The organism is Allobosea sp. UC22_33 (assembly GCF_042700715.1).
Classification (GTDB): domain Bacteria; phylum Pseudomonadota; class Alphaproteobacteria; order Rhizobiales; family Beijerinckiaceae; genus Allobosea.
The window spans coordinates 4,793,024-4,817,500 of record NZ_CP170556.1 but is presented as its reverse complement, the minus strand read 5'-3'; the positions used below and the strand labels follow the sequence as shown (position 1 = coordinate 4,817,500).

26 protein-coding genes and 1 pseudogene (1 of these 27 running past the window's edge) are annotated in these 24,477 nt (G+C 67.5%); 13 read left to right on the top strand and 14 right to left on the bottom strand.

Going from position 1 to position 24,477, the window contains the following annotated elements:
• Positions 1–450, top strand: partial view of a DUF72 domain-containing protein gene (locus ACFJGT_RS23270; RefSeq protein ID WP_377843102.1) — the 3' portion only. The gene continues 354 nt to the left of window position 1, outside the view; only the last 450 of its 804 coding nucleotides appear in the window; the start codon falls outside the window, past its left edge; the stop codon is at positions 448–450.
• A gap of 4 nt (positions 451–454) precedes the next feature.
• Here ACFJGT_RS23270 and ACFJGT_RS23265 read toward each other — a convergent pair whose 3' ends face one another.
• The 7 genes from ACFJGT_RS23265 to htpX all read right to left on the bottom strand — a co-directional run bounded on the left by ACFJGT_RS23265 (position 455) and on the right by htpX (position 8,266).
• A complete protein-coding gene (locus tag ACFJGT_RS23265) occupies positions 455–946 on the bottom strand; it encodes a YbaK/EbsC family protein (protein WP_377843099.1) in 492 nt (163 codons plus the stop codon).
• Complete coding sequence (locus ACFJGT_RS23260; RefSeq protein ID WP_377843096.1) at positions 943–1,221, bottom strand: hypothetical protein; 279 nt, start codon at positions 1,219–1,221, stop codon at positions 943–945. Before ACFJGT_RS23260 ends, ACFJGT_RS23265 begins: the two co-directional genes overlap by 4 nt.
• A 3-nt stretch (positions 1,222–1,224) precedes the next feature.
• On the bottom strand, positions 1,225–2,403 hold the full coding sequence (locus tag ACFJGT_RS23255) for a low temperature requirement protein A (RefSeq protein WP_377843093.1): 1,179 nt from the start codon (positions 2,401–2,403) through the stop codon (positions 1,225–1,227).
• A gap of 74 nt (positions 2,404–2,477) precedes the next feature.
• On the bottom strand, positions 2,478–4,070 hold the full coding sequence (purH, locus tag ACFJGT_RS23250; RefSeq protein WP_377843090.1) for a bifunctional phosphoribosylaminoimidazolecarboxamide formyltransferase/IMP cyclohydrolase: 1,593 nt from the start codon (positions 4,068–4,070) through the stop codon (positions 2,478–2,480).
• Positions 4,071–4,170: 100 nt separating this feature from the next.
• Entirely contained in the window at positions 4,171–5,889 is a 1,719-nt protein-coding gene (locus ACFJGT_RS23245; RefSeq protein ID WP_377843087.1) for a heparinase II/III family protein, read from the bottom strand.
• 84 nt (positions 5,890–5,973) lie between these two features.
• Positions 5,974–7,335, bottom strand: coding sequence for an RsmB/NOP family class I SAM-dependent RNA methyltransferase (locus ACFJGT_RS23240; protein WP_377843082.1), 1,362 nt, complete (start codon positions 7,333–7,335; stop codon positions 5,974–5,976).
• 1 nt (position 7,336) lies between these two features.
• Positions 7,337–8,266 (bottom strand): zinc metalloprotease HtpX, encoded by a 930-nt coding sequence (gene htpX, locus ACFJGT_RS23235; protein WP_377843079.1) that lies wholly within the window; start codon positions 8,264–8,266, stop codon positions 7,337–7,339.
• Positions 8,267–8,382: 116 nt separating this feature from the next.
• Here htpX and ACFJGT_RS23230 point away from each other — a divergent pair, with 116 nt between their 5' ends.
• Positions 8,383–8,604, top strand: a complete 222-nt coding sequence (locus ACFJGT_RS23230) for a DUF1674 domain-containing protein (RefSeq protein WP_377849052.1) — start codon at positions 8,383–8,385, stop codon at positions 8,602–8,604.
• 87 nt (positions 8,605–8,691) lie between these two features.
• Positions 8,692–9,996, top strand: a complete 1,305-nt coding sequence (locus tag ACFJGT_RS23225) for a class I SAM-dependent methyltransferase (protein WP_377843075.1) — start codon at positions 8,692–8,694, stop codon at positions 9,994–9,996.
• An 83-nt stretch (positions 9,997–10,079) separates the two neighbouring features.
• On the opposite strand, the gene ACFJGT_RS23220 is transcribed toward ACFJGT_RS23225, so the two are convergent.
• On the bottom strand, positions 10,080–10,397 hold the full coding sequence (locus ACFJGT_RS23220; RefSeq protein ID WP_377843072.1) for a DUF2853 family protein: 318 nt from the start codon (positions 10,395–10,397) through the stop codon (positions 10,080–10,082).
• Positions 10,398–10,638: 241 nt separating this feature from the next.
• Between ACFJGT_RS23220 and ACFJGT_RS23215 the strand changes: the two genes are divergently transcribed.
• Positions 10,639–11,586 (top strand): 2-hydroxyacid dehydrogenase, encoded by a 948-nt coding sequence (locus ACFJGT_RS23215; protein WP_377843067.1) that lies wholly within the window; start codon positions 10,639–10,641, stop codon positions 11,584–11,586.
• 4 nt (positions 11,587–11,590) lie between these two features.
• Here ACFJGT_RS23215 and ACFJGT_RS23210 read toward each other — a convergent pair whose 3' ends face one another.
• From ACFJGT_RS23210 to ACFJGT_RS23195, 4 genes are all read right to left on the bottom strand, one after another.
• On the bottom strand, positions 11,591–12,103 hold the full coding sequence (locus ACFJGT_RS23210) for a L,D-transpeptidase (protein ID WP_377843064.1): 513 nt from the start codon (positions 12,101–12,103) through the stop codon (positions 11,591–11,593).
• A gap of 113 nt (positions 12,104–12,216) precedes the next feature.
• Positions 12,217–13,041, bottom strand: coding sequence for a heme ABC transporter ATP-binding protein (locus ACFJGT_RS23205; protein ID WP_377843061.1), 825 nt, complete (start codon positions 13,039–13,041; stop codon positions 12,217–12,219).
• The gene (locus ACFJGT_RS23200; protein ID WP_377843054.1) at positions 13,034–14,113 is read right to left on the bottom strand and encodes a FecCD family ABC transporter permease; all 1,080 of its coding nucleotides are present in this window, start codon (positions 14,111–14,113) and stop codon (positions 13,034–13,036) included. The genes ACFJGT_RS23205 and ACFJGT_RS23200 overlap by 8 nt, the downstream gene beginning before the upstream one ends.
• Before the next feature lie 23 nt (positions 14,114–14,136).
• Positions 14,137–15,096 (bottom strand): hemin ABC transporter substrate-binding protein, encoded by a 960-nt coding sequence (locus ACFJGT_RS23195; RefSeq protein ID WP_377843049.1) that lies wholly within the window; start codon positions 15,094–15,096, stop codon positions 14,137–14,139.
• Positions 15,097–15,442: 346 nt separating this feature from the next.
• Here ACFJGT_RS23195 and ACFJGT_RS23190 point away from each other — a divergent pair, with 346 nt between their 5' ends.
• The 3 genes from ACFJGT_RS23190 to ACFJGT_RS23180 all read left to right on the top strand — a co-directional run bounded on the left by ACFJGT_RS23190 (position 15,443) and on the right by ACFJGT_RS23180 (position 17,921).
• On the top strand, positions 15,443–15,790 hold the full coding sequence (locus ACFJGT_RS23190; protein ID WP_377843045.1) for an antibiotic biosynthesis monooxygenase family protein: 348 nt from the start codon (positions 15,443–15,445) through the stop codon (positions 15,788–15,790).
• A 10-nt stretch (positions 15,791–15,800) separates the two neighbouring features.
• Positions 15,801–16,322, top strand: a complete 522-nt coding sequence (hutX, locus tag ACFJGT_RS23185) for a heme utilization cystosolic carrier protein HutX (protein WP_377843040.1) — start codon at positions 15,801–15,803, stop codon at positions 16,320–16,322.
• 141 nt (positions 16,323–16,463) lie between these two features.
• Complete coding sequence (locus tag ACFJGT_RS23180) at positions 16,464–17,921, top strand: hypothetical protein (protein ID WP_377843037.1); 1,458 nt, start codon at positions 16,464–16,466, stop codon at positions 17,919–17,921.
• Positions 17,922–17,975: 54 nt separating this feature from the next.
• Here ACFJGT_RS23180 and ACFJGT_RS23175 read toward each other — a convergent pair whose 3' ends face one another.
• Positions 17,976–18,698, bottom strand: a complete 723-nt coding sequence (locus ACFJGT_RS23175) for a tyrosine-protein phosphatase (RefSeq protein ID WP_377843034.1) — start codon at positions 18,696–18,698, stop codon at positions 17,976–17,978.
• A gap of 152 nt (positions 18,699–18,850) precedes the next feature.
• On the opposite strand from ACFJGT_RS23175, the gene ppa reads away from it, so the two are divergent.
• Positions 18,851–19,390, top strand: coding sequence for an inorganic diphosphatase (ppa, locus tag ACFJGT_RS23170; RefSeq protein ID WP_377843031.1), 540 nt, complete (start codon positions 18,851–18,853; stop codon positions 19,388–19,390).
• A 141-nt stretch (positions 19,391–19,531) separates the two neighbouring features.
• Here ppa and ACFJGT_RS23165 read toward each other — a convergent pair whose 3' ends face one another.
• Positions 19,532–20,407 carry an HpcH/HpaI aldolase/citrate lyase family protein gene (locus tag ACFJGT_RS23165; protein ID WP_377843028.1) on the bottom strand — a complete coding sequence of 292 codons (876 nt, stop codon included), beginning with the start codon at positions 20,405–20,407 and terminating at the stop codon, positions 19,532–19,534.
• Here ACFJGT_RS23165 and ACFJGT_RS23160 point away from each other — a divergent pair.
• The 5 genes and pseudogenes from ACFJGT_RS23160 to sdhD all read left to right on the top strand — a co-directional run.
• Positions 20,406–21,194: pseudogene (locus ACFJGT_RS23160) on the top strand (DUF429 domain-containing protein); the annotation flags it as partial. The gene ACFJGT_RS23165 and the pseudogene ACFJGT_RS23160 sit on opposite strands and share 2 nt — an antisense overlap.
• Before the next feature lie 87 nt (positions 21,195–21,281).
• The gene (locus tag ACFJGT_RS23155; RefSeq protein WP_377849051.1) at positions 21,282–22,235 is read left to right on the top strand and encodes a threonine/serine dehydratase; all 954 of its coding nucleotides are present in this window, start codon (positions 21,282–21,284) and stop codon (positions 22,233–22,235) included.
• A 219-nt stretch (positions 22,236–22,454) separates the two neighbouring features.
• Positions 22,455–23,516: a MaoC family dehydratase gene (locus ACFJGT_RS23150; protein WP_377843024.1), complete on the top strand. Its 1,062-nt coding sequence runs from the start codon at positions 22,455–22,457 to the stop codon at positions 23,514–23,516.
• A 157-nt stretch (positions 23,517–23,673) separates the two neighbouring features.
• Positions 23,674–24,069, top strand: a complete 396-nt coding sequence (sdhC, locus tag ACFJGT_RS23145) for a succinate dehydrogenase, cytochrome b556 subunit (protein WP_377843020.1) — start codon at positions 23,674–23,676, stop codon at positions 24,067–24,069.
• 11 nt (positions 24,070–24,080) lie between these two features.
• Positions 24,081–24,473, top strand: coding sequence for a succinate dehydrogenase, hydrophobic membrane anchor protein (sdhD, locus tag ACFJGT_RS23140; RefSeq protein ID WP_377843017.1), 393 nt, complete (start codon positions 24,081–24,083; stop codon positions 24,471–24,473).
• Positions 24,474–24,477: the final 4 nt, after the last annotated feature.

Sequence of the window (24,477 nt, the reverse complement as noted above, 5' to 3'; positions counted from 1 at the left end):
ACGAAGCAGTTCGATCCCGGAGATTTCGAGGCCTTCCTCAAATTGCTGCCCAAGGAGCTGGATGGGATCAAGCTGCGGCATGCCGTCGAGGTCCGGCATGACAGTTTCCGCTCGCCGGATTTCATTGCGCTTCTGCGCGAATATGGCGTCGCCGTCATCACGTCGGCCGATGCGGATTACACGCAGATCGCCGACGTGACGGCGCCCTTCGTCTATGCGCGGATCATGGGGACAAAGGAGGCCGAGCCGAAGGGCTATTCCGAGGCGGGGCTCGATCGCTGGGTCAAGGCCGCGCAAGCCTGGGCCAAGGGCGGCGTGCCGGAAGGGCTGGAGACGGTCGGGCCGGCGGCCAAGGCCGAGAAACGCGACGTGTTTCTCTATGTCATCAGCGGCGACAAAGTGCGCAATCCCGCCGCCGCGATGGAACTGATCGCGCGGACGAAGGGCTGAGCGCTTATTCCGCCGCAGCCGCGGCGTCCTGCGCCGCCTCCTGGCAGGTATCGACCCATTCGGCCCGGGTCAGCTCGGCCATGCGCTGAGGCGCGATGCGCAGTGCGCTATGGGTGGAGCCGGCGGCCGGCACGACGATGTCGAAGGATTTCAGCGAGACGTCGCAATAGACCTTGAGCGGCGTTGCAAGGCCGAAGGGGCAGACGCCGCCGACCGGGTGACCGGTCAGAGCCTCGACCTCCTCCTGGCCGAGCATGCGCGGCTTGCCGCCGAGCGCAGCCTTGGCCTTCTTGTTATCCAGCCGGGCATCGCCACGGGTGACGACCAGGACAACCTCGTCACCGATGCGCAAGGAGAGCGTCTTGGCGATCTGACCGGGCTCGACGCCATGGGCCGCCGCGGCGAGCGGGACGGTCGCGCTGCTCTCGGGCGTCACGATGACGGCGATGTCGGGGGCGTGCTCGGCGAAGAAAGCGCGGACGGATTCGAGGCTCATCGGGCAATTCGCGAGGTCAGCCACAGGATCAGCAGGCTGGCGATTGCCGGCACGCCGAACACGACGAGGAAGATCGGTGCCTCCTCCCTCACCGTATAGCCTGCGCTGGCGACACCGATCCAGAGATTGATCAGGGCCCCAGCGAACCAGAGCGGCAGGAACAGCTTCACCGCGAAGGGGATCGGCCGCCCGGCCGATATCGAGAGGCGCGGCGCCAGGACGAGCAGGATGCCGAGCAGCGCAAAGCCGATGCCGATGACCTTGATGGTATGCATGGGTCAGGCCTCCTTGGTCCGTAGCGAGATCGCCTCCCAGGCGGCGACCAGGACCAGGATCGCGGTCGCGGCCAGGCTGAAGCCAAGCGGCGGCAGCACGGTCCAGGCCGGCGTGAGAATGGCGAGCAGACCGAGGCCGGCGAGATGGGAGAGGGGATACCAGCCGGCTGTGATCCGTTTGAACAGCAGATTGCCGAGCAGGTAGAAGGCCGGGCCGGCCAGCACCGCGATCGCCGTCCTGCCGTCGGTATGGCCAGTGGGATGCGCGATCACCAGCTCGTCGCCGACCGCGACAAGGATGATGCCGGCGACCAGCAGGACATGCAGATAGGTATAGGCGATCCGGGCGATCCGGCCCGGGTCTTCCGAATGCGCGATATGCTGGCTCGCCCGCTCGGCGCCGATATGGAAATAGATCCACCACATGGCGACCGTGCTCAGGAAGGCATTGAGGAAGGCCGTCAGATTGACCGCCGTCGGCGGCAGCTTCGCGGCGGTCGCGCCGGTCATGATGACGGATTCGCCGAGCGCGATGATGATGAAGAGGGCGCAGCGCTCGGCGAAATGGCCGCCTTCGACATTCCAGTCGCTGGTGAGCGAGCGGCCAAGGCGCAAGACCCGGAAGCCGACGGCGGGGCCGACATATTCGATGCCGAGCGCGATCAGCCAGAGTCCGAAGCGCAACGGGCCCTCGCTCAAGCCGCCGACGATCCAGAAGATGCCCGAGCAGACCAGCCAGATCGTGATGCGCTGGAAGTTGCGGTAGTTCGCAGGCGAGGCGCCCCGGAGGCTCACCATCGTGAAGACCGAGCGAACAAGCTGCGCCGTGACATAGGCGCCGGCGAAGGCGAGGCCGGTCGTGCCGAAGGCCTCCGGCAGCGCGCAGGACATCACCAGCCCGAGGAACATCAGGACGAAGAGCAGGATCCGAACCGGCGGCCGTTCGGGGTCGAGCCAGTTCGTCACCCAGCTCGTATAGATCCAGATCCACCAGACGGCGCCGAGCAAGAAGGCGGCCTGGGCCAGACCGAGCACGCTGAAATGCTCGATCAGGGTGTGGGAGATCTGCGTGATCGCGAAGACGAAAACCAGGTCGAAGAAGAGCTCGACGTATGAGACCCGCGCATGCTGGTGTTCGACGCGCTCCCTGAGCAGCGCGCCGGATTTTTGAGCTTTGGCCATGCAGACCCCTATCCCCTGCCGCGCGGCTTCACGCGCGGCCCGTCAGCAAGCCTGTCCCGCGGCGCGCCCCGCCGTCAATGGCGGAAGTGGCGGTGCCCCGTGAAGACCATGGCGAGGCCGGCCTCGTCGGCCGCCTTGATCACCTCGTCGTCGCGCATCGAGCCGCCGGGCTGGATCACGGCGGTGGCGCCGGCTTCCGCGGCGGCCAGCAGGCCGTCGGCGAAGGGGAAGAAAGCGTCGGAGGCGACGACCGAGCCCTTGGCCAGGCTCTCCGCGATGCCCGCAGCCTTGGCGGCCTCGGCAGCCTTCCAGGCGGCGATGCGCGAGGAATCGACGCGGCTCATCTGGCCGGCGCCAATGCCGACGGTCGCGAGGTCCTTGGCATAGACGATGGCGTTGGACTTGACGTGCTTGGCGACGCGGAAGGCGAAGCGCAGATCGGCAAGCTCACGCTCGCTCGGCTGGCGCTTGGTGACGACCTTGAGCTCCATGTCGTCGACGACGGCATTGTCGCGCGACTGGGCGAGGAAGCCGCCGGAAACGGTACGCAGCGACAGGCCGGGCGCGCGGACATCCGGCAGGCCGCCGGTGAGCAGCAGGCGCAGGTTCTTCTTGGCGGCGATCATGGCGATCGCCTCCTCGTCGGCGTCTGGCGCGATGATGACCTCGGTGAAGACCTCGACGATCTTCCTGGCCGCGGCGGCGTCGAGCTTGCGGTTCAGCGCGACGATGCCGCCGAAGGCCGAGACCGGGTCGCAGGCGAGCGCACGCTCATAGGCTTCGAGCAGCGAGCCGCCGGCCGCGACGCCGCAAGGGTTGGCGTGCTTGACGATGACGCAGGCGGCCGAGGCCTCCGGCGCAAACTCGGCGACGCATTCGAAGGCGGCGTCGGTGTCGTTGATGTTGTTGTAGGAGAGCTGCTTGCCCTGGACCTGGCGGGCGGTCGAGACGCCCGGCCGGTTCTCCGGCGTGCGGTAGAAGGCCGCCCATTGATGCGGGTTCTCGCCATAGCGCATGGTTTCAGCCAGCGCGCCGCCGAGCGCGCGGAAATGCGGAGCGGTGTCGCCGAGCTCGTTCGCGAACCAGTTCGAGATCGCCGCGTCATAGGCAGCGGTGCGGGCATAGGCCTTCTGGGCGAGCTTGCGGCGCAGCGTCAGCGTGGTCGCGCCCTTCTGGGCCTCGAGATCGGCGAGGACGGAAGGGTAATCGGCCGGCTCGACCACGACGGCGACGTCGTGATGGTTCTTGGCGGCGGCGCGGATCATCGCGGGGCCGCCGATATCGATGTTCTCGATGCAGTCGTCATAGGCCTTGCCGGCGGCGACGGTCGCCTCGAACGGGTAGAGGTTCACGACGAGCAGATCGATCGGCTGGATGCCGTGGCCGAGCATCGAGGCCTGGTGCTCGGGATGCGAGCGGATGGCGAGCAGGCCGCCATGGACCTTCGGATGCAGGGTTTTGACTCGGCCGTCCATCATCTCGGGGAAGCCGGTGAGATCGGAGACGTCCGAAACCGGCAGGCCGGCCTCGGCGATCGCCTTGGCGGTGCCGCCGGTCGAGACCAGCGCGATGCCGAGCTTGTGGAGGGCGCGCGCGAAATCGATCAGCCCTGCCTTGTCGGAAACGGAAAGGAGCGCGCGTTCGACGCGGCGAAGCTCATTCGGCATCGGGATCAGTCCGGCTTGGATTGCGGGAAGGCAGTTTCGGCAGACGCGCGCGGGCTATCATGCTGCGCTGCAAAAGGCAAAAGCCACTGTTGCAGAACCGTCACGCGCCGGGTGCGGGTGCCCCGGCCTCGCGCTCGGCGATCGCGGCGGCAACCGTCTTGCCGGCGCGCGGATTGGCGGCGCTGATCCGGCTGAGGCGCCAGGCGACGCGCGGCGTCGCGGCGGCATCGAAGGCGACGACGAGCTGCTCGGTGCGGCGCCTGCCATCGGAAGAAGCGAGGAAGATGCTCTCCTCGATGGCGATGGTGAGGCCGCCGGCTTCGAAACTCCAGACCTCGCCGGAAGCGAGTGCCAGCAGCGCGCCGGTGCCGTCGCGGACGAGGCTCGCGCGGACATTCGGGTGCAGGTGGAAGCGCAAAGCGGCCGAGAGCGCGGTGCGCGTTTCAGCCAGGGCGACTTCGTCTTCACCCGCCAGCGCCGCGCCGTCCTGCGCCAGCAGGAGGCGACGGGTGTGGGTCGCGCCGAGGCTGCGGCGATAGCCGTCATGGCTTGCGACCCATTCCGGGCCGTCTGCGCCATCCTGCCGGGCGACGCGGACGTCGCGAGGGCCGGAGACGACGCGCATCTCGCCGAGAACCCTGCCGAAATTCGCACTGGAGCGATCGTCGAGGACGAGCGTCGAATGGGCGGCGGTGCTGCGCGCGGCGAGCTTCAACTCCGGCGGGCCGAAGCGGCTGGCGCCACAATTCACGATGATGCGTTGCGCGCTGCTGGAGAATTCGAAGGCGAGGCAGCCGGCATGGGCCTCGACCGAATAGGCGCCGCGCGGCGGGGCGCCGGCATCGGCGACGACGATGCTGCGCTCGGCCGAGAGGCGGCTATAGCCGGAATAGGCGGCGTGCTCGGTCGGGCGGCCGCGGGCGTCGTCATAGGCCGCAAGCGTCGCCATCAGGTCGGGCGGCGTCGTGCCCATGCCGTTGAACAGGGCGAGCGCTCCGTCGCCATGCCGGAACAGGCGCAAATGCGGCATCATCCGCTCGATCGCGGTCAGTACGCCCCGCGGCGGCTCGAGACCGCGGGCGGAGAAGGTTTCGCGCAGCGGCAGGAGATCGAGCAGGAACTCGATCAGCAGGCGCGGATTGCGCGAGAGGTGGCCGCCATCAGGGAGGATCTGCTCGTCGATCTCTTCGGACAGCAGGGTCTCGATCCGGCGGCGGCGGCTATCCTGGCCGTCAAGGCAGATCGCGGCAAAGGCGATGGCGATGAGGCCGTTCAGCCGGTCGGCGCCTTCGACGGCGCCGGCCAGGGCCAGGCTGACCCGGTCGGTCAGGCGCGAGACATGGCGCAGATAGCGCTCGTAGAAAGCGTGGTCGGCCCCCTCCAGCAGCAGCGGGGAATGCGAGAGGAAGGAGATCAGCCGGCGCGCGGCCACGGCCGGGCGGCGGGCAATCTCGTGGCGGTCGCGGCGCCGGGCGATGAAATCCTCGACGAGGCTGCGGGCATTGGCGCGGGCGATGGCCGTGTCGGCGGCGCGCATGTGGCGCAGCCAGCCGAAACCGTAGAGCGCCTCGGCCCAGGCCTCGCTCGGCGGCGTCGCATCGAAGGGCGATTCGCCGTGGCTGCGCAAGGTCCGCCCGGCGAAGGCGTAATAGCCGGCATAGAAATCACTGGCCGTCGTCGGATCGGCAGTGCGCAGGTCATGCGGAGCGAAGAGCAGGCGGGTGGCGTTGCTGCGGCCGAAGGGCCAGAGCTTGCGGGTGGCGCCGACGAACTGGCCACGGGTTCGCCGCGCCGCCCGTCCGATCGCGGCCTGGGCCAATCCCCGTCGCTCAGCCCACCCGTTCAAATCCCCCGTCGACTCCGTGCCCGGGCGCGGCGGTGCGCCGCGCGAATCCCGGTCCCGTCATAGCCTGATCAGGCGGGTTGCGTAAAATCCCGCCCATCCCGACAGACGCGGGGTTTCGCCCTGCAACTGGTGCGGCAGGGTGCGGATATCGCCGTTCGCGTCGATCGCGTCAGTCAAACCGCCGATTTCCTCGGGGCGAACCGGCTCGCGACGAAACTGGGGATTGCGGGCGAGGAAGGCGGCGGTCTGCTCCTCGCCTTCCTGCGGTTCGAGCGAACAGGTGCAATAGACGAGGCGCCCGCCGGGCTTCGTCAACGCGGCGGCAGTATCGAACAGGCGCGCCTGCAGGGCGGCGAGCCGGTCGCGATCCTCCGGCAGCTTGGTCCAGGCGACGTCGGGATGGCGGCGGATCGTCCCGGTCGCGCTGCAGGGGGCGTCGAGCAACACGGCATCGAAGGGTTCGGCCTTCCAGGTCACGGCATCGGCGGTGACCACTTCGGCTGAAAGGCCGAGCCGGGCGAGATTGGCCTTGAGACGGCGCAGGCGCGGGCCCGAGCGGTCGAGCGCGGTGACGTTGGCGCCGGTCGCGGCGATCTGGGCGGTCTTGCCGCCGGGAGCGGCGCAGAGATCGACGATGCGCTCGCCGGGCTGTGGCGCGAGGAGCTTCACCGGCAGGGTTGCGGCGGCGTCCTGCACCCACCAGTCCCCTTCGTCGAAGCCGGGCAGGCCGGCGATGGCCTGGCGCTCGCGCAGGCGCACCGAACCGATCGGCAGGGCGATGCCGTCGAGCTTCTCGGCCCAGCCCGCCGGATCGGCCTTGACGGAGAGGTCGAGCGGCGGCTCCTCGCGGTGGCTCCGCGCGATCGCGGCGGCGGTGTCCTCGCCATAGGCCGTGCACCAGCTTTCGATCAGCCAGTCCGGCGTATCGCCGAAGACCTCCGCCTGGGCTTCGGCCAACACCGCGTCGCGCTCGCGGGCGAGGCGGCGCAGCACGGCATTGCCGAGCGCGGCGTAGCGGGCCGAACGCGGGTCCTCGTGCAATTGACGGATCGCGATATCGACGGCGGCATGGTCGGGCACATCGAGGAAGAGGATCTGGGCGGCGGCTGCCGTCACGATCGGCTCGAACGGGCCGGATTTGCGCGGGCTGCCACGGTCGAGACGCGCGTCGATCGCCTGCTGGATCGTGCCGAGGCGACGGAAGGCGGTCACCACGATGGCGCGGGCGAGGCTCGCATCGGCGGCATCGAGCCCGGATTCCGGCAGCATCCGCTCCAGGGTTTCGTCGAGCGCGACGCGGGCGCGCAGCACTTCGTCGATGACGGCAGCGGCGAGCCGGCGGGCGGGTAGGCCCGGGGCATCGTCGAGCTTCGGCGCCTCCGGCTGGGGCGGGCGGGGCGAGGAGGATTGAGCGGACATTTCAGCCCCACGGGCCCGGCTGGCGCGGGGCATTGCCCCAGGGATTGTCAGTGGCTTGGGCGGTGAAGCCTGCGCTCGCATTGCTGCGGCCGATGCCCAATGCGCGCGCCTGTTCCATCAGGGCGGCGATGCGATTGCCGGTGTCGGGATGTGTCGAGAACAGATTATCCATGCCGCCGCCGGTCAGGGGATTGATGATGAACATGTGCGCCGTAGCAGGCTTGGCCTCCGCTGTCTCGCTGGGGATGTGCTGAACACCGGCCGCGATCTTGGCGAGCGCATCGGCCAGCCAGACCGGGTTGCCGCAAATCTGGCCGCCGAGCTTGTCGGCCTCGTATTCGCGCGAGCGCGAAATCGCCATCTGGATCAGGGCTGCCGCCATCGGCGCGAGGATCGAAAGCAGGATCTGGACGATGAAGTTCGGGCGGTTGTCGCGCGAGCCGAAGAACATGCCGAAGGTGACGAGCGAGGAGATCGCGCCGGCGAAGGTCGCGGTGATCGTCATCGTCAGCGTGTCGTGATTCTTGATATGCGCGAGTTCGTGCGCCATCACGCCGGCCAGTTCCTCATAGGTCAGCGTGCGCAGGATGCCGGTCGTCGCCGCCACAGCCGCGTTCTGCGGGTTGCGGCCGGTAGCGAAGGCGTTCGGCTGATCCTCCTGGATCAGGTAGACGCGCGGCATCGGCATGTTCGCGCGGGCGGCGAGATCGCGCACCATCCCGTAGAGTTCGGGCGCGGTGCGCTCATCGACCTCCTGGGCGTTATGGGCGGCGAGTGCCAGCCGGTCGGAATTCCAGTAGCTGAAGAGATTGGTGACAGTGGCGAAGCCGAGCGCCATCAGCATGCCGCCCCCGCCGCCGAGCAGATAGCCGACCGCGCCGAACAGCGCCGTCAGGCCCGCCATCAACATGCCGGTGCGAACGTAATTCATCGAACCCCCTTCTCTGGCGCGCGTTCGCGCGGACCCTCGCATCTGCGGGCGTCGTGCCCTATGTGGTGAGGGCAATCCCGATCCTGCAAGAGAATCCTGCAAGGAAACGCGCCGAAATGCCCGAAAAGACCGATCAGGACAGGCCTGCGGATACTCCGGACGCCAAGGTGCTGTCCCCCGCCGCGCAGCGTGCGCTGGCCGAAGCGGCGGCACGCCGCGCCGCAATCGACGCCCATGCCGCCGAGGTTGCGAAGCAGCGCGAGGTCAATGGCCGCGGCGGCCTGGAGCCGGTGCGCTATGACGATTGGGAAGTGAAAGGCATCGCCAGCGATTTCTGACGCGCTGGGGCGGCGAAGCATTGCCCGAACATTGCCAATCGGCTGCCCTGCGTTCAAACAGCTGCGGGATAGCAGCGGATTTGGCCTATGGACAGCAACGACAAGCGCCTCGCAGCCCTGCGCCGCCTCCTCGCCGAGGCGCATGAGAAACTCGGCCTGAAGCTCGGCTTCCGCCTTTGGGACGGCAGCATGGTTCCGGCGGTGTGGCCGCAGGATGCACTCGGCATCGCCATTGCCGACCCCGGCGTGCTCGCGGCGCTGATCCGTAAGCCGAAGCTGGACACGCTGCTCAACCTGCACATCGCCGACCGGCTCTCGATCGTGAACGGCTCGATCTTCGATCTCGCGGCGGCCCGGCCGGAAGGCAAGATCGGCAAGCTCGCCCGCAACATCCCAAAGAGCGCCGTCTTCGATGTCATCAGACGCTTCCTTTTCGCCCCCGGTACGGCCGAGGCCGCCGTCAGCCATCGCAAGGGCGACGAGATCGCGCGCGACGGGGCGCCGGCCACCAACAAGGCCAATATCGCCTATCATTACGACGTCTCGAACGATTTCTACCGGCTCTTCCTCGACGAGGAGATGGTCTATACCTGCGCCTATTTCACCGAGGATCATGGCGATCTCGAACGCGCGCAGCGCGACAAGCTCGACATGATCTGCCGGAAGCTGCGCCTGCAGCCGGGCGATCGCTTCCTCGACATCGGCTGCGGCTGGGGCGCGCTGGTCTGCCATGCGGCGCGCCATTACGGCGTCGAGGCCCATGGCGTGACGCTGGCCGAAGAGCAGCTCGCCCTGGCGCGCGAGAAGGTCGAAAAGCTCGGGCTTCAGGGCAAGGTCACGCTCCACCTCAAGGACTTCACGCAGATGGAAGGGGAGTTCGACAAGATCTCCTCCATCGGCATGTTCGAGCATGTCGGCATTCGCAACCACCCGTCCTATTTCCAGGCGGTGCACAGGCTGCTCAGGCCACGGGGCCTCTACCTCCACCACACCATTTCGCGCCGCGCCAAGAAGACCGAGAAGGCCTTCAACAAGATGCCGGCCGAGTATCGGGCCCTGGTGCGCTATATCTTCCCGGGCGGTGAGCTCGACCATCTGGGCATGTCGATCGCCAATCTCGAGCGCCACGGCTTCGAGGTCCACGATGTCGAGGGCTGGCGCGAGCACTACCAGCGCACGACGAGGCTGTGGTGGGAGCGGCTTGAGGCCAATAAGGCGAGGGCCGAGGCCGAGATCGGCCCGGAGCGGACGCGGATGTGGCTGCTCTATCTGGCGGGCTGCTCGCTGGCCTTCGAGCGCGGCGGGGCGCTGATCAACCAGACGCTGGTCTCGAAGCGGCGCAAGGGTCCGTCCGGCCTGCCGCTGACGCGCGCAGACCTCTATCAGGCGTGACAGGAATCCGGCCGGCTTCGGCGCCGGCCTCCCGTCCTGTCGAATGATGGGAAAGTCGCCCGGCGCGCGGCCGGGCCGAGGTCTTACTTCTTGACGAAAAGGTCGAGCTTTCCGTGATGCTCGGCCAGCAGGTAGTAGAAGGTCAGGCGGGACTTGGTCTTGTCGGCCTTCATATGCTCGCAGATCGCCTTGACGGAGCCGTCGAGATCGCCGGACTTCAAGCCGAGCTTCTTCTTCAGGAAGTTCTCGCGGACGCGATCGAGTTCGGCCGGATCGGAGCAGGCGACGTAGCGGGTGTCGGGTTTGCTCATCACAAGCGCGTAGGATTTAGACATGCCGGCGAAGGCCGCATCGTTGAGCGGCTTCTTGGCGAACTTCTTCACGTCGGCAAGATGATCCATCGGGTAGCCCCTTCCTGACCCGCACGAGCGTACGGGTGGTTACGTGTCGCGGCCGGAGGTTAACGCGGTTCTTCACGGGGGGCGAGGGGGCAACGACCGCGATTTCCGGATTTTGGAACCGCTTGGCCCAATCTTTGGTCGAAGACACGAATGCGCGGCGCGGATGACGGGGCCGACGCCAGCATGGGTTGAGCAAAGTCCGGCATGGTGCTGCGATGCAGCATATCTCCGGAGCCCTGTGATGAAGCCGACGATCCTGATGATGCCGCGCCTTTCCGATGACGCGATCGCAAGCCTGAAGCAGAGTTACACGGTGATCGGACCGGTCCTTGGCGGCGATGCGGCCGGGATTCCGGCCGAGGCGAAGGAAGCGCGCGCGCTGGTGACCTATGGTGGCTGGCGGACCGATGCTCAGCTGATGGACGCCTTGCCGAAGCTCGAACTGATCGCCTGCTATGGTACGGGCATCGAGAGGGTCGATGCCGCGGCGGCCAAGGCGCGCGGCATCCAGCTTTGCAATGCTGCCGATGCCAATGCACGCAGCGTCGCTGAATTCGCTGTTGGTCTCATGCTCAATGCGATGCGTGGCATCGGACGAGGCGACCGCTTCGTGCGCGACGGCCTGTGGACTGGCCGGGGGATCGAGCCGGTGTCGAATACGCCGGATCTCGCCGGCCGCAAGATCGGCATCTATGGGCTCGGTGCCATCGGCAGCAAGATCGCGAGCCGGGCTGCGGCCTTCGAGATGGAGGTCGGCTATCACAGCCGCTCGCCCAAGCCGGAGCTATCCTACCAGTTCCATGACAGCCTGTTCGGCCTTGCCCGCTGGGCCGACGTGCTCATGATCGCCGTGCGGGCCAGCGCCGAGACGCGCCATGCGGTCGACGCCGTCGTGCTCGATGCGCTCGGGCCCGAGGGCTATGTCGTGAATATCTCGCGTGGCCTCGTCATTGACGAAGAAGCGCTCTGCGATGCCTTGGAGCAGAAGCGGATCGGCGGTGCGGCGCTCGATGTCTTCGCCGGGGAGCCGCATGTGCCGGAGCGGCTGCGCAAGCTCGAGAATGTCGTCCTGACGCCGCATATCGCCGCGAGCTCTCAGGACGCCAAGAAAGCCCAGCTGCGAACGCTCCTCGGCAATCTCGAGGCGTTTTTCGCGGGACGTCAGATGCCTGCGGGCGTGCCTCTCTGACGGTTCAGGGCAGGACGACGACCGGCGTGCCCATCTGGACGCGGGCGTAGAGGTCGATCACGTCCTGATTGTGCATGCGGAAGCAGCCATAGGAGGCGGCGGTGCCGACGGTGTTCGGCATATTGGTGCCGTGGATGGCGTATTGCCCGGTCGGTCCGAGCCCGATGACGCGCGCGCCCATCGGGTTGCGCGGCGAGCCGCCGGGGATGACGTCGGGCAGGCGGGGGTTGTCGCGCCGGACCTCGGCCGGCGGGCTCCAGGCCGGATCGACCTGCAGTTCCTCGACATATTTGACGCCGCGCCACTGCTTGCCGGCCTTGCCGACCGCGATGGTGTAGCGGATCGCCTCGCCGGGTGCGGTGACGAAATAGAGCTTCCGCTCGCCGGTGCGGATCACGATGGTGCCGGGGTCGAAGCGCCCGTCGCGCATCCCGACGATCTCGCGCGCCTCGACGGGTCGAACGGCCGCGCCGATGGCCGACAGGGCAAGGGTGGCAACGGCGACATGTCTGAGCATGGTCGGAACTCCCGCAGGAAACGTGCGGGAGTTGTCGCGCGGCAGCCGTGAAGCGCGGGTTGAGCGATATGGTGAAGCTGCGATTCAGGATGAATCGCGGGTAAATCAGCCTCTTAGGCGGCGGGCCGGGCGCGGTGCTGCTGCGGCAGCAGGAAGGGCAGGCCGGGAGCCGGCGCGCGGCTCAGCGTCAGGTCGACCTTGAACACCTGGCGCAGCAGCGCGTCGTCGAGCGTCTGGGCCGGCGGACCCTGCGCGATGATCTGGCCCTGATCCATCACGACGAGATGGTCGGCATAGGTCACGGCGAGATTGAGGTCATGCAGCACGATCAGCACCGCGACGCCGCGCGCGGCGATGGCGCGCGCCATGTCGAGCAGCGCGAGCTGGTGACAGAGGTCGAGACTGGCGATTGGCTCGTCCAGGAAGAGCACCTGCCGCTCGGCGACGCTGCGGCCGGCTTCGAGCTGGCAGAGCACGCGTGCGAACTGGACGCGCTGCTGTTCGCCGCCCGAGAGGGTTTGGTAGCGCCGGCCGGCGAGGTCGATCACGCCGGCTGCGGCCAGGCTTTCGGCGACGATCGCCTCGCGGCGTTGACGCGTCAGCGCCCGGCCGATGCCGTCGACGCCGAGGCTCGCGACCTCGTAGACGCTGAAGGGGAAGGCGAGGCGGGCATGCTGGGCCATGACCGAGCGCAGGCAGGCCAGGCGCCAGGCCGGGACCGCGGCGAGCGGTTCCCCGGCGATGCGGATCTCGCCGCCGGCCGGCTTGATCTCGCCGGTCAGGAGCTTGAGCAGCGTCGATTTGCCGGCGCCGTTAGGGCCGATCAGGATCGTGGTCGTGCCGCCGGCCAGCTCCAGGCTGGCGTCAGTGACGAGCCGGCGGCCGCCTGCAACGAAGCTGACGCCATGGCCGGAGAGGATCGGGTTCGCGTCAGACATCGATCAGGCTCGTGCGGCGCAGCAGCAGCCAGAGGAAGAAGGGTGCGCCGATCGTGGCGGTGACGATGCCGATCGGCAGCTCGGCCGGGACGACGATGAGGCGAGCGACGATATCGGCGCCGACCAGCAGCATCGCCCCGCCCAGCGCCGAGAGCGGCAGCAGCAGGCGGTGATCGGGGCCGACCGAGAGCCGGATCAGATGCGGCACGACGATGCCGACGAAGCCGATCAGCCCGGCCGTGGCGACGCTGGCGCCGACCGCGAGCGCGACCAGCAGGATCGCCAGCGCCTTGATGCGCTGGACGGGGATGCCGAGATGATAGGCCTCGGCCTCGCCGAGCATCAGGCCGTTCAGGCCGCGCGCCAGCAGCGGCATCAGCAGCAGCAGCGGCAGGATGATCGGCGCCACCACAGTCAGCTTGGTCCAGCTCGCGCCGCCAAGGCTGCCGAGCGACCAGAAGGTCAGGTCGCGCAGTTGCCGGTCGTCCGACCAGAAGGCGAGAAGCCCGGTCAGGGCGCTCGCAAGCGCGCCGAGCGCGACGCCGGCCAGCAGCATCGTCGCGACCGAGGTGCGGCCGCCACGGGTGGCGATGAGATAGAGCGCCAGCGTCGAGATAAGGCCGCCGCAGAAGGCGCCGGCCGGCAGGGCGGCGAAGGGCAATTTCATCATGGTGCCGGCGAGGAAGCGGTCGCCCAGCACGATCGTGGTCGCGGCGGCGAGCGCTGCGCCGCTGGAGACGCCGACGAGGCCGGGATCGGCGAGCGGATTGCGGAACAGCCCCTGCATCAGCGCGCCGGACACCGCGAGCCCGGCGCCGACGAGCAGGCCCAGCAGCACGCGCGGCAGGCGGATATTGAGCACGACGAGGACGTCGCGCCCTTCGAGCAGGCTGATGTCGCCGGTGAGGCGCGCCATCAGGATTTCGGCGACGCGGCCGGGTGCGATCGCGATCGCACCCTGGCCGATCGCGACGATGGTGAGGAGCAGGCAGGCGAGAGCGAGGCCGGCGATGGCGAGCAGGCCGGCGCGGCGGCGGCTTGCGATCAGCGTCGTCAGGGTTGCCGTGGCCATGGTCGGGGACGGTGCCGCGAGGGTCACGGGGCGGCGGCGGTCTTGAGCGGCGGAATCGCGGCTTCGGGATAGATCGCAGCCATCAGGTCGCGCGCGGCCATCGGCGTGCGGGGCCCGAAGCCGAGCAGGTAGAGCCCGTCCATATGGACCAGGCGTTTGCCATTGGCGGCCGGCGTCTGGGAGAAGGCGGGCATCGCGAAAAGCTCTTCGGGCGTGATGTTGTGGGCGCTGCTGTTGCGCATCATCAGCACCATGTCGGGCGCGGCGGCGGCGATCGCCTCGTCGGTCATCGGCTTGTAGCCTTCGATCGCCTCGGCGACGTTGATGCCGCCGGCCAGCGCGATGATGCCGTCGGCCGAGCTGTTGCGCCCGCCGACCATGGCCCGGCCGTTCTGCAGCGAGAGCAGGAAGAGGATGCGCTTCTTCTTCGCGATGTCAGAGCGCAGCGTCGCGAGTTCGTCGAAACGCGCCCTGGTCTGCGCCGCCAGCCGCTCGGCCGGAGCGGCTGCACCGATCGCGGCGCCGATCGCGGCGATCTTGGCGGTGACGCCTTCCGGTGTCAGCCCGTCATTGATGCGGGCGATCTTCACGCCGGATTCGGTGATCAGCGAGACCGCGTCCGGCGGGCCGGCGCCGTCGATCAGCATGATCAGCGAGGGCTTCAGCGAGAGCACCCCCTCGGCCGAGAGCGCGCGGACATAGCCGACATTCGCCTTGTCCTTCAGCGCCTCCGCGGGGAACTGGCTGGTCGAGTCGACGCCGACGATGCGGTCCTGCAGCCCGAGTGCATAGATCACCTCGGTGATGACGCCGCCGGCGACGACGATACGGTCCGGCGTCTGGGCAAGCGCTGCGCCCGGCAAGACGGGGGAGAGCCCAAGCCCGCCGAGGCCGAGAGCGCTCAAGGCAAGGGCCGCCGTCAGATCACGGCGGTTCGGCTGCTGAAGGCCGCGAAGCTTCGGGGTGATGCGCGAGCCGGACATGTCGCAACTCCATTCCGGCGCGGACGACGGGTTTACCGGCATGGCGCCCAAGCAAGAAGATTGTAGCCAGTTTAAAATGATTCCACGTCAAGTAGATCTTGTTTTTAATTATTCAAAACAAGATCTCTGTCGCGGTATTATTGACGCTGATATGAGCCTTTACTACAAGGGGTCAAGGGCAATGCCGACATGTAACGGCTTCGTCAGGCGATCTTGTCAGGCGGCTGGCTATTGGTCGCGCGCATTTCCAGGTCGAATCCTCATTCCAGAGGGGGCGAATGGGATGGCGGTTGCCCGGTATCGTTCGTTTCCGCCATTTCCGGCGCGTCAGATGCAGGGTTTACCGATGTTCATCGCCATGAATCGCTTCAAGGTCGTCAAGGGCGAGGAAGCCGCCTTCGAGACGGTCTGGTCCTCGCGCAAGACCCGCCTCGACGAGATGCCGGGCTTCCTCTCCTTCCATCTGCTGAAGGGACCGGAGAAGGAGGATCACACGCTTTATTCCTCGCATACGAGCTGGGCCTCGAAGGAGGATTTCACGGCCTGGACCAAGTCCGAGCAGTTCCGCGAATCGCATCGCAATGCCGGCCAGCCGCGCCCGAAGCCGATCTATCTCGGCCATCCCGAATTCGAGGGCTTCGAGACCGTGCTGAGCGAGAGCAACCCGCACCTGCCCCGCCAGGCGGCCGAGTGAGGCCCGGACGATGACGACCGCCGACATCACCGCGCAGGATCCGATGGAGCATGCGCGCGCGCTGCTCACCGCCAAGCCGGACGGCCTGATCGAAGCGATCGCGCGCGAGGCCAAGGTCTCGACGCGCGCCGTGCTCGAACTCCTGCCCGCCGGGCAGCGCCAGCTCGTGGCGCCCGAGCGCTTCGAGGATGTCTGGAAGGAGCTTGCGACCTGGGGGACGGTGCTCTTCCTGATGCACACGCCCGACATCGTGCTGGAATGCGAGGGCTCGCTGCCCGTCGGCAGTTTCGGCCATGGCTACTACAACATCCATGGCGACAGCCCGATCGGCGGACATATCAAGGCCGAGAACTGCCGGGCGATCTATCTGGTCGACCGCTCGACGGCGCAGGGGCGGCGCGCCTGCTCGGTGCAGTTCTTCAACGGCTCCGGCGAGGTGATGTTCAAGGTCTTCGTGCGGCGCGATGCCGCGCGCGAATTGCTGGCTGATCAGCTGGCGCGGTTCGAGGCGCTCAAGACGATATTCGCCTGAGCCCAAAAAAAACGAGATGGTGCGGCTCATGCATCGCGTGGCGCAAGCCGCGCGATGCGGGTATTGAACGCGGGCCATGAGCGAGATTCACCATTCGTTAACCATACGGGCGCAGCCTTCGCGGCTGAAGGCCTGTCGGCCATGAACGCGCCTCGCGACCCGGACCTCCAGGGCGGCAAGGCGGAGATGGCTAACGACAGGCTGCCCGACGGTTCCGCAATGGGAGTCGACATGGCCGCGCACGTCACCATGGAGCGCGCCCATCTGCCGCATGGACGCCCGGGGCTGACCATCGCGGCCGGGCGCAGGTTCGTGGCGAGGCGGGTCCCGGCCCTGCGCTCGAATCTCGGGTCGGCGCTCTTGCTCGGCCTGCGTTTCATCCAGGCCCGGCTGATTTCGGTCTGGGGACTGATCATCGCGGCCGCTCTGTGCCCGCCCTTCGTCTTCGCCGCCTTTGCGGTGTTCTCCTCGGCCGCGAACTTCATTTCGATCGCCTCGCTCCTGCGGTTGGAGGCGGTGTTCTTCCAGAACAGCGATCGTGCCCGGCTCGGCCTCGCCTTCCGGCTCGCAACCGCCGTCGGGGTCGCCTTCCTGGCTATCACCACGCTCGTCCTGATCGGGCTCGCCGTGACCGGCTGGGTCGCGCCTGCGGTCGCCTTCTTCTTCCTCGTTTCGCTCGCCGCGCGCTCGGTGCTGCGCCTGCTCTGGTCGGAAGCGACGGCTGAGGGCGATTTCCGCGCCATCGGCAACAGCAATGTCGTGCAGGCCGTGGTGCAGCCGGCCATCATGCTGCTGCTGATCGCGATCTTCGGGCCGAAGGCGCTGACGCTGTTCATGGCCGATGCGCTCGGGCACGTCCTGGCAGCGGCCTATCTTCTGCGGCGCCGGCGGGATTCCGTCGCCGCGCTGGTCCGGCCGGCGCTCTGGTCCCTGCGCAGCCTCGCCGAGGCGGCATTCCGCTGGCGGGACGCGCCGCGGGCGCTGCTGCCTTCGGCGCTGCTGGCTTACGGGTTCGCGATCGCACCGCTCCTGGTGCTGCCCTATGCCAGCAATACCGTGCTCGCGGCGCAGGTCGCCCTGTCCATGCGGCTGCTGGACATGCCGACCCAGATGTTCGCCACCGTGTCGATCCCGCTCGTGCTGAACCGGCTGCGCTCCCATGCCGGCCCGCGCCGGCGCTTCTGGGCGCGGATCATGGCACTCGGCCTGACCGCCGGCGCGACCATCCTGTTCAGCGGTATCGCCATTGCTGCCCTCGTCACGGATCATTGGCTGGTCGGGACGCAATGGCAGGACCTTGGCGAGGTCATCGCGCTGCTCGCGGCGTTCTATATCGGCATCGCGGTCCTCGGCCCGCTCCAGGAAGTGGCGACGTTGTCACGCCAGCCCTTCTGGCAGGTCGCGGTCAATGCGGTCGCACTGATCGCGATCCTGGTGGCGATGGCGTGGTTCCGTGCCCTGTCGCCGGAGCTGCTGCTGACGATCGGCGCCATCTCGATCCTGCGGACGCTGACGCATACCGTCTTCATCTGGCTGCATCTCGACGATTCCGCCGAGGCAGCGCCTGATGGTCTTGCCGCTTCGGGGGCTGCCCGCTAAGGCCGGCTCCGATCAGATTATCTGAAACCGATCGGTGAAGCCGAGCTTCGGGAGTTACTCCCGACGGATCAGCCTGTCGGCGATCAGCGAGGAGAGCAGCCCGGGCTTGAACTCGCGCTCCAGCCGCTCGGGATCGTAGACCGTCGCGACCCAGTCCAGGAACGGGATGCCCTTGGCCTCGCCCTCGCGGCGATAGGCTTCGAAGAAGGCGTCGAGGATGCCGGTCTTGGCGAAGCGGAAATGGCCGTAACGCAGCGAGAGCTGGCGCATGGCCTCGTCGAGCGGGCGCCCTTCATGGACCAGCAGATAAAGCGCCGAGAAGAAGCCGGCCCGGTCTGCGCCGGATTTGCAATGCACCAGCGCCGGTTCGTCGATGCCATCGAAGAAGGCCTTGGCCTCGAGGATGGTCTCGCGATCCGGCGCGCCGCGCGAGCGCAGCACGAAATCGACGAGCTTGATGCCGTGGCGCTCGCAGGCTTCCTTCTGGAGCGGCCAGGAGCCGTGCTCGCGCCCGCCGCGCAGGTTGACGATGGTCTTGACGCCCTTGCGGGCGAAGGCCGCGATCTGGCCCGGCGCCGGCTGGGCCGAGCGCCAGAGCCGTGGCGTGACGCGATGCGCGTTGAGATAGGCCAGCCGGAAGATGCCGTGATCGACCAGCAGCATATTGGCCCAGGCGCGCAGGCGCTGGCCGCGTCCCTCGATCGGGCGGTCCCAGCGGGCGATGCGGGCCATGCGGCGGGCATAGCGCTCTTCGTCGGGGCGCAGCCGGCTCAGCACGGCCTGGTCTCGGAGCTGTTCATGGGGCGCCGGATAGCAGCGCGGGCGCGTCTGCGCAAATCGCCCGGTCACCAAGCGCGACGGAAGGGCTTGGCGTTTTCGCCGCGAACTTGCATAAGGCCCGGCGAAATTCCCAAGCGACAGGTTCCAGAATGCGCATCGACGCCATCTCCATCGGCAAGAACCCGCCCGAAGAAGTGAATGTCCTGATCGAAGTGGCGATCGGCGGCGAGCCGATCAAGTACGAGATGGACAAGGAGGCCGGCACGCTCTTCGTCGACCGCTTCCTCTATACGCCGATGCGTTATCCCGGAAACTACGGCTTCATCCCGCATACGCTCTCGGAAGACGGCGATCCCTGCGATGTGCTGGTCGCCAATACGCGCCCGCTGGTGCCGGGCTCCTATATCGCGGTGCGTCCGATCGGCGTGATGCTGATGGAGGACGAGGCTGGCGGCGACGAGAAGATCATCGCCGTGCCCGTGCCGAAGCTGACCAAGCGCTACGAGAACGTGCACAACTACACCGATCTGCCGCAGATCACGCTCGACCAGATCCAGCATTTCTTCGAGCACTACAAGGATCTCGAACCCGGCAAATGGGTCAAGCTCAAGGGCTGGGGCGACGCCGCCATGGCCAAGAAGCTGATCACTGAGGGGATCGAGCGGGCGAAGGCCGCGAAGAAGGGCTGAGTGTCTTCCCGCACGCGCTGCGGCACGAAGTGCTGTTGCGCAGATGCGGGACCTCGCGCAGGATAAGGCGCCCTTTCGTCACGCGGTCCCGTGTCTGCGCAGCAGCACTTCGTGCCGCAGCGCGCACGGGATGACACCTGCCTACGCCGCGATCGCGTCAGCCAGCGCGACCGTGCGGCGCGCCATCTCGGCATGGAGCAGTTCGACCATGCGGCCGTTGAGCTGGATCGCGCCCTTGCCGGCGTTCTCCGGCAGGTCGAAGGCGGCGATGACGGCGCGGGCCCGGGTCAACTCGGTCTCGTCGGGCGCGAACACCGTGTTGGCCACCGCGACCTGCGAGGGGTGGATCAGGGTGCGGCCGTCGAAGCCGAGGTCGCGGCCCTGCTCGCATTCGGCCAGGAAGCCGGCCTCGTCCTTTATGTCGTTATAGACGCCGTCGAGGATGTCGATGCCATGAGCGCGGGCGGCGAGCAGGGCGCTGGTCAGCCAGGGCAGCATCGGCGCGCGGCCGGGCACGAAGCGGGCGCGGGTTTCCTTGGCGAGATCGTTGGTTCCCATGACGAAGCAGGCGAGCCGCGTCACGGGATCGCGGGCGGCGCGGGCGATGCGCTCGACATCGAGGATGGCGAGCGGTGTCTCGATCATGGCCCAGACCCCGATGGCGGGATCGGCCCAGAGGCCGTTCAACAGGTTGCCGACTTCGCGCAGCGTCTCCGGGCTTGAGACCTTCGGGATCAGGATCGCCTGCGGCTTCGCCTCGGCGGCGGCGGCAAGGTCCTCCGCGAACCAGGGCGTGCCGACGCCGTTGACGCGGATCACCAGCTCGCGCCGGCCATAGCCGCCGGCCTTCACGGTGGCGCAGACCTGTTCCCTGGCGGTCGCCTTGGCATCGGGCGCGACCGCGTCCTCGAGGTCGAGGATCAGCACGTCGGCCGCGATCTCGCGGGCCTTTTCCAGCGCGCGGGCGTTGGAGCCGGGCATATAGAGGGCGCTGCGGCGGGGGCGTATCGTGCTCATGGTCTCTCCTGACACGGGCCGGCTTGTGCTGCGCTGCACAGTAGAGCAACGCAGCTGCAATGCCAGCGCTGCGAAAGGCGGAGGAAACGGGATGGCGTGGCTTGCCGGCGTCGATGGCTGCAAGGGCGGCTGGATTGCCGCCTTTTGCGATACGGAGTTCAGGGAATCTCCAATCGTTCAGGTGTTTCGCGATTTTCAAAGCATTCTGACGCATGAAGCGAGACCTGCCATCGTCGCCGTAGATATGCCGATCGGCTTACCCGACAGGATACAGGGACGAGGGCGTGGGCCTGAGGAAGCTGCAAGGGCTGTTCTCGGCCAGCGCGGGACTTCCGTTTTCAGCATTCCTTCGCGAGCTGCGGTCTATGCCGTGAGCCGGCCCGTTGTCGGCATGGACGATATTGATCGTTCCCATGCATACGCCTGCGATATCGCCCGACAGAGCTCGATGCCTGCAGCGGGGTTCAGCCGCCAAGCTTTCATGATCCTCCCTAAAATCCGAGAGATCGACGCCCTCCTTCGGAACGATTCTTTGATGAAGGAGCGGACGCGGGAGATTCACCCGGAAGTAGCCTTCTGGTCGATGAACGGCGAACGGCCGCTCGATTTTCCGAAGAAGACCGTAGAGGGTTCGGCCGAACGCACCCGACTTCTCGTCTCGCAAGGGGTTTGTCTGGCCGCAGCCGAAGGACCTGTCCCCAAAGGTGCAAAACGAGACGACCTGCTCGACGCGCTGGCGGCGCTGGTCGTCGCCCGGCACATTGCCGCCGGGCGCGGGCGCCCCTTTCCCGATCCGCCGGGACGCGATAGCCACGGGCTTCCGATTGCGATCTGGACCTATCGTCCAGTCTCCGAGCCTCGTCAGGATATCGCCATGAGCGCACGCCCCGTCACCCGTCCGATGATCGAGGAAGCGGCGGCGCGCATCGCCGGCCATGCCCGGGTCACCCCCGTAATGCGGCTGGGCACTGGCGCCTTCGGCTCCGCTGCGGATATCTCGCTCAAGCTCGAATGCCTGCAGCATGCCGGCTCGTTCAAGACGCGTGGCGCCTTCAACAACCTGCTCTCGCTGCCGGTGCCGGCGGCCGGCGTCTCGGCCGCGTCCGGCGGCAACCATGGCGCGGCGGTGGCCTATGCCGCATCGAGGCGGGGCGTGAAGGCGACGATCTTCGTGCCGGAGATCTCGCCTGCGGCAAAGATCGAGGCGATCAAGCGCTTCGGCGCCGATGTCGTGGTGGGCGGGGCGCAGTACGACGACGCGCAGGCGGCCTGTGACCGCTTCGTTGCGGAGACTGGCGCGCTGAAGATCCATCCTTTCGCGGCCGCGGAGACCATCACCGGCCAGGGCACGCTCGGCCGCGAATGGGACCAGCAGGAGCCCGATCTCGACACCGTGCTCGTCGCAGTGGGCGGCGGCGGCCTGATCTCGGGCATTGCGAGCTGGTTCGCGGGCAGCAAGGTCAAGGTCGTCGGCGTCGAGCCGGAGGGCTCGCGCGCCTTGCAGGCGGCGCTCGACGCGAAGGGGCCAGTCGAGGTCAAGGTCGCGTCGGTGGCGGCGGATTCGCTGGGCGCCCGCAATGTCGGCCAGCTCGTCTATGACGTCACCCGGGACAGCGTTGACCATGTCGCGCTGGTGCCGGACGCTGCGATCACGGAGGCGCAAGGCGTGCTCTGGCGCGATTTCCGCCTCGCGGTGGAGGCCGGCGGGGCGGCAGCGCTCGGCGCGCTGCTCTGCGGGGCCTACAAGCCCGCAAAGGGCGAGCGGCTCGGCGTGCTGGTCTGCGGCGCCAATGTCGACCTGACGAAGCTCGCGGCGATCGTGGGGTGAGCGTTTGTCATTCCGGGATGCCGCGTCGCGGCAGACCCGGAACCCACGACGGGGTGAACGCCCTGATCGTTATTGTTCGCGCAACAGGTCGCACCCGGTCGTGGGTTCCGGGTTCGTCCCTGTGGGACGCCCCGGAATGACAAAGCGCTCGATCGTTCGTCGGGGCTTGCCGCCGCCCCTGGTTGCAACGCAAACTCGTCTGCGATCAGGAGACGATGCATGTCCGGTTCTACGCCTAAGACCAGTTCCGGCCGTTTCTTCGAGGATTTCCACCTCGGCGACAGCATCGTCCATGCGACGCCGCGCACGGTGCGGGCTGGCGACGCGGCGCTCTATTCGGCGCTCTACGGCTCGCGCTTCGCGGTGCAGTCCTCGGACGCTTTCGCCAATGCGATCGGCTATCCCACCGCGCCGGTCGACGACCTCCTGGTCTTCCACATCGTCTTCGGCAAGACGGTGCCGGATGTTTCGCTGAACGCCGTCGCCAATCTCGGCTATGCCGACGGGCGCTTCCTGAGGCCGGTCTATCCGGGCGATACGCTTTCGACGACCTCGGAGGTGATCGGGCTTAAGCAGACCTCGTCGGGCGATGCCGGCATCGTCTATGTCCGCTCGATCGGCCGCAACCAGCGCAACGAGATCGTGCTGAGCTACGCGCGCTGGGTGCTGGTGCGCAAGCGCGAGCCCGGCACGCCGGCCCATGCCGAGCAGGTGCCGGAACTGGCCAAGGCCGTGCTGCCGGAACAGCTCGGCGAGGGCTGCCCCCGGATCGAACTCGCGGCTTACGACGACGCGCTCGCCGGCTCGCGCTTCCGCTGGGCCGATTATGCGGTCGGCGAGCGGATCGACCATGTCGACGGCGTGACCGTCGAGGAGGCGGAGCACCAACTCGCGACAAGGCTCTACCAGAACACCGCGCGGGTGCATTTCGATGCGCATGCGGCGCAAGCGACCCGCTTCGGCAAGCGCCTGATCTATGGCGGCCATGTCATCAGCCTGGCGCGGGCGCTGTCCTTCAACGGGCTCGGCAACGCCTTTCATATCGCCGCGATCAACGGCGGGCGCCATGTCGCGCCGCTCTTCGCCGGCGACACGGTCTATGCCTGGAGCGAGGTGCTCGGGAGTGCGGAGGTTCCGGGCCGCGGCGATGTCGGCGCCCTTCGGCTCCGGCTGGTCGCGACCAAGAACCGGCCCTGCGCCGATTATCCGCTAAAGACGGGAGATCAGTACGATCCGAGCGTGATCCTCGATCTCGACTACTGGGTGCTGCTGCCGCGGTAACGTTTTCGTAAGAAAATGACGATTTTCAGAATCTGTAACTTCGTTCTGTCGATGCCGCATTGCAGCGCCGGAACGGTTTCGTTAGACAACCAGTCACTCTAGAATGATCCCAAATGGGTCCGCCGCCGTCGACGGACCGCCTGACCGGAGAAGAAGATTGGCCGAGGTCAAGCCCGCGGCGCGTCCGCTTTCGCCCCACCTGCAAATCTATCGCTGGTCCTGGACGATGGCGATGTCCGTCGCCCATCGCGTCACCGGCACGGGGCTCTATCTCGGCACGGTGCTGATCGCCGCCTGGCTGGTCGCCGCCGCATCGGGGCCCGCCGCCTTCGACACGGCCCAGGCCATCGCCGGCTCGTTCCTCGGCCGGCTCGTGCTCTTCCTCTACAGCTTCTCGCTGATCCACCACATGGTCGGTGGCCTCCGGCACTTCGTCTGGGACATGGGCAAGGGCTATGAGCCTGAGACCCGGATGAACATGGCGAAGTTCACGCTCGTCGCCTCGGTGAGCTTGACGGTCCTGGTCTGGATCGTCGCCCTGGTCCTGCGCTGAGGAGCCCGCTCATGCTATCCCATTCCTCGATGCGCACCCCGCTCGGCCGCGTTCGCGGCCTCGGCTCCGCCAAGTCCGGCACCGGCCATTTCTGGCTGCAGCGCGTCACCGCCGTCTCGAACCTGATCCTGACGATCATCTTCATCGGCATCGTCATCGCGCTGGTCGGCCGGCCCTATCCGGCCGCCGTCGCGCTGTTGTCGAACCCTCTCGTCGCGATCCTGATGCTGCTCTTCATCCTCTCGGCCTGCATCCATATGCGGCTGGGCATGCAGGTCATCATCGAGGATTACGTCCAGTCGGAGGGGGCCAAGGTCCTCGCCGTCATGGCCAACACCTTCTTCGCCATCGCGATCGGCGCGGCCAGCGTCTACGCGGTGCTGAAGCTGTCTTTTGGAGGCTGATCCG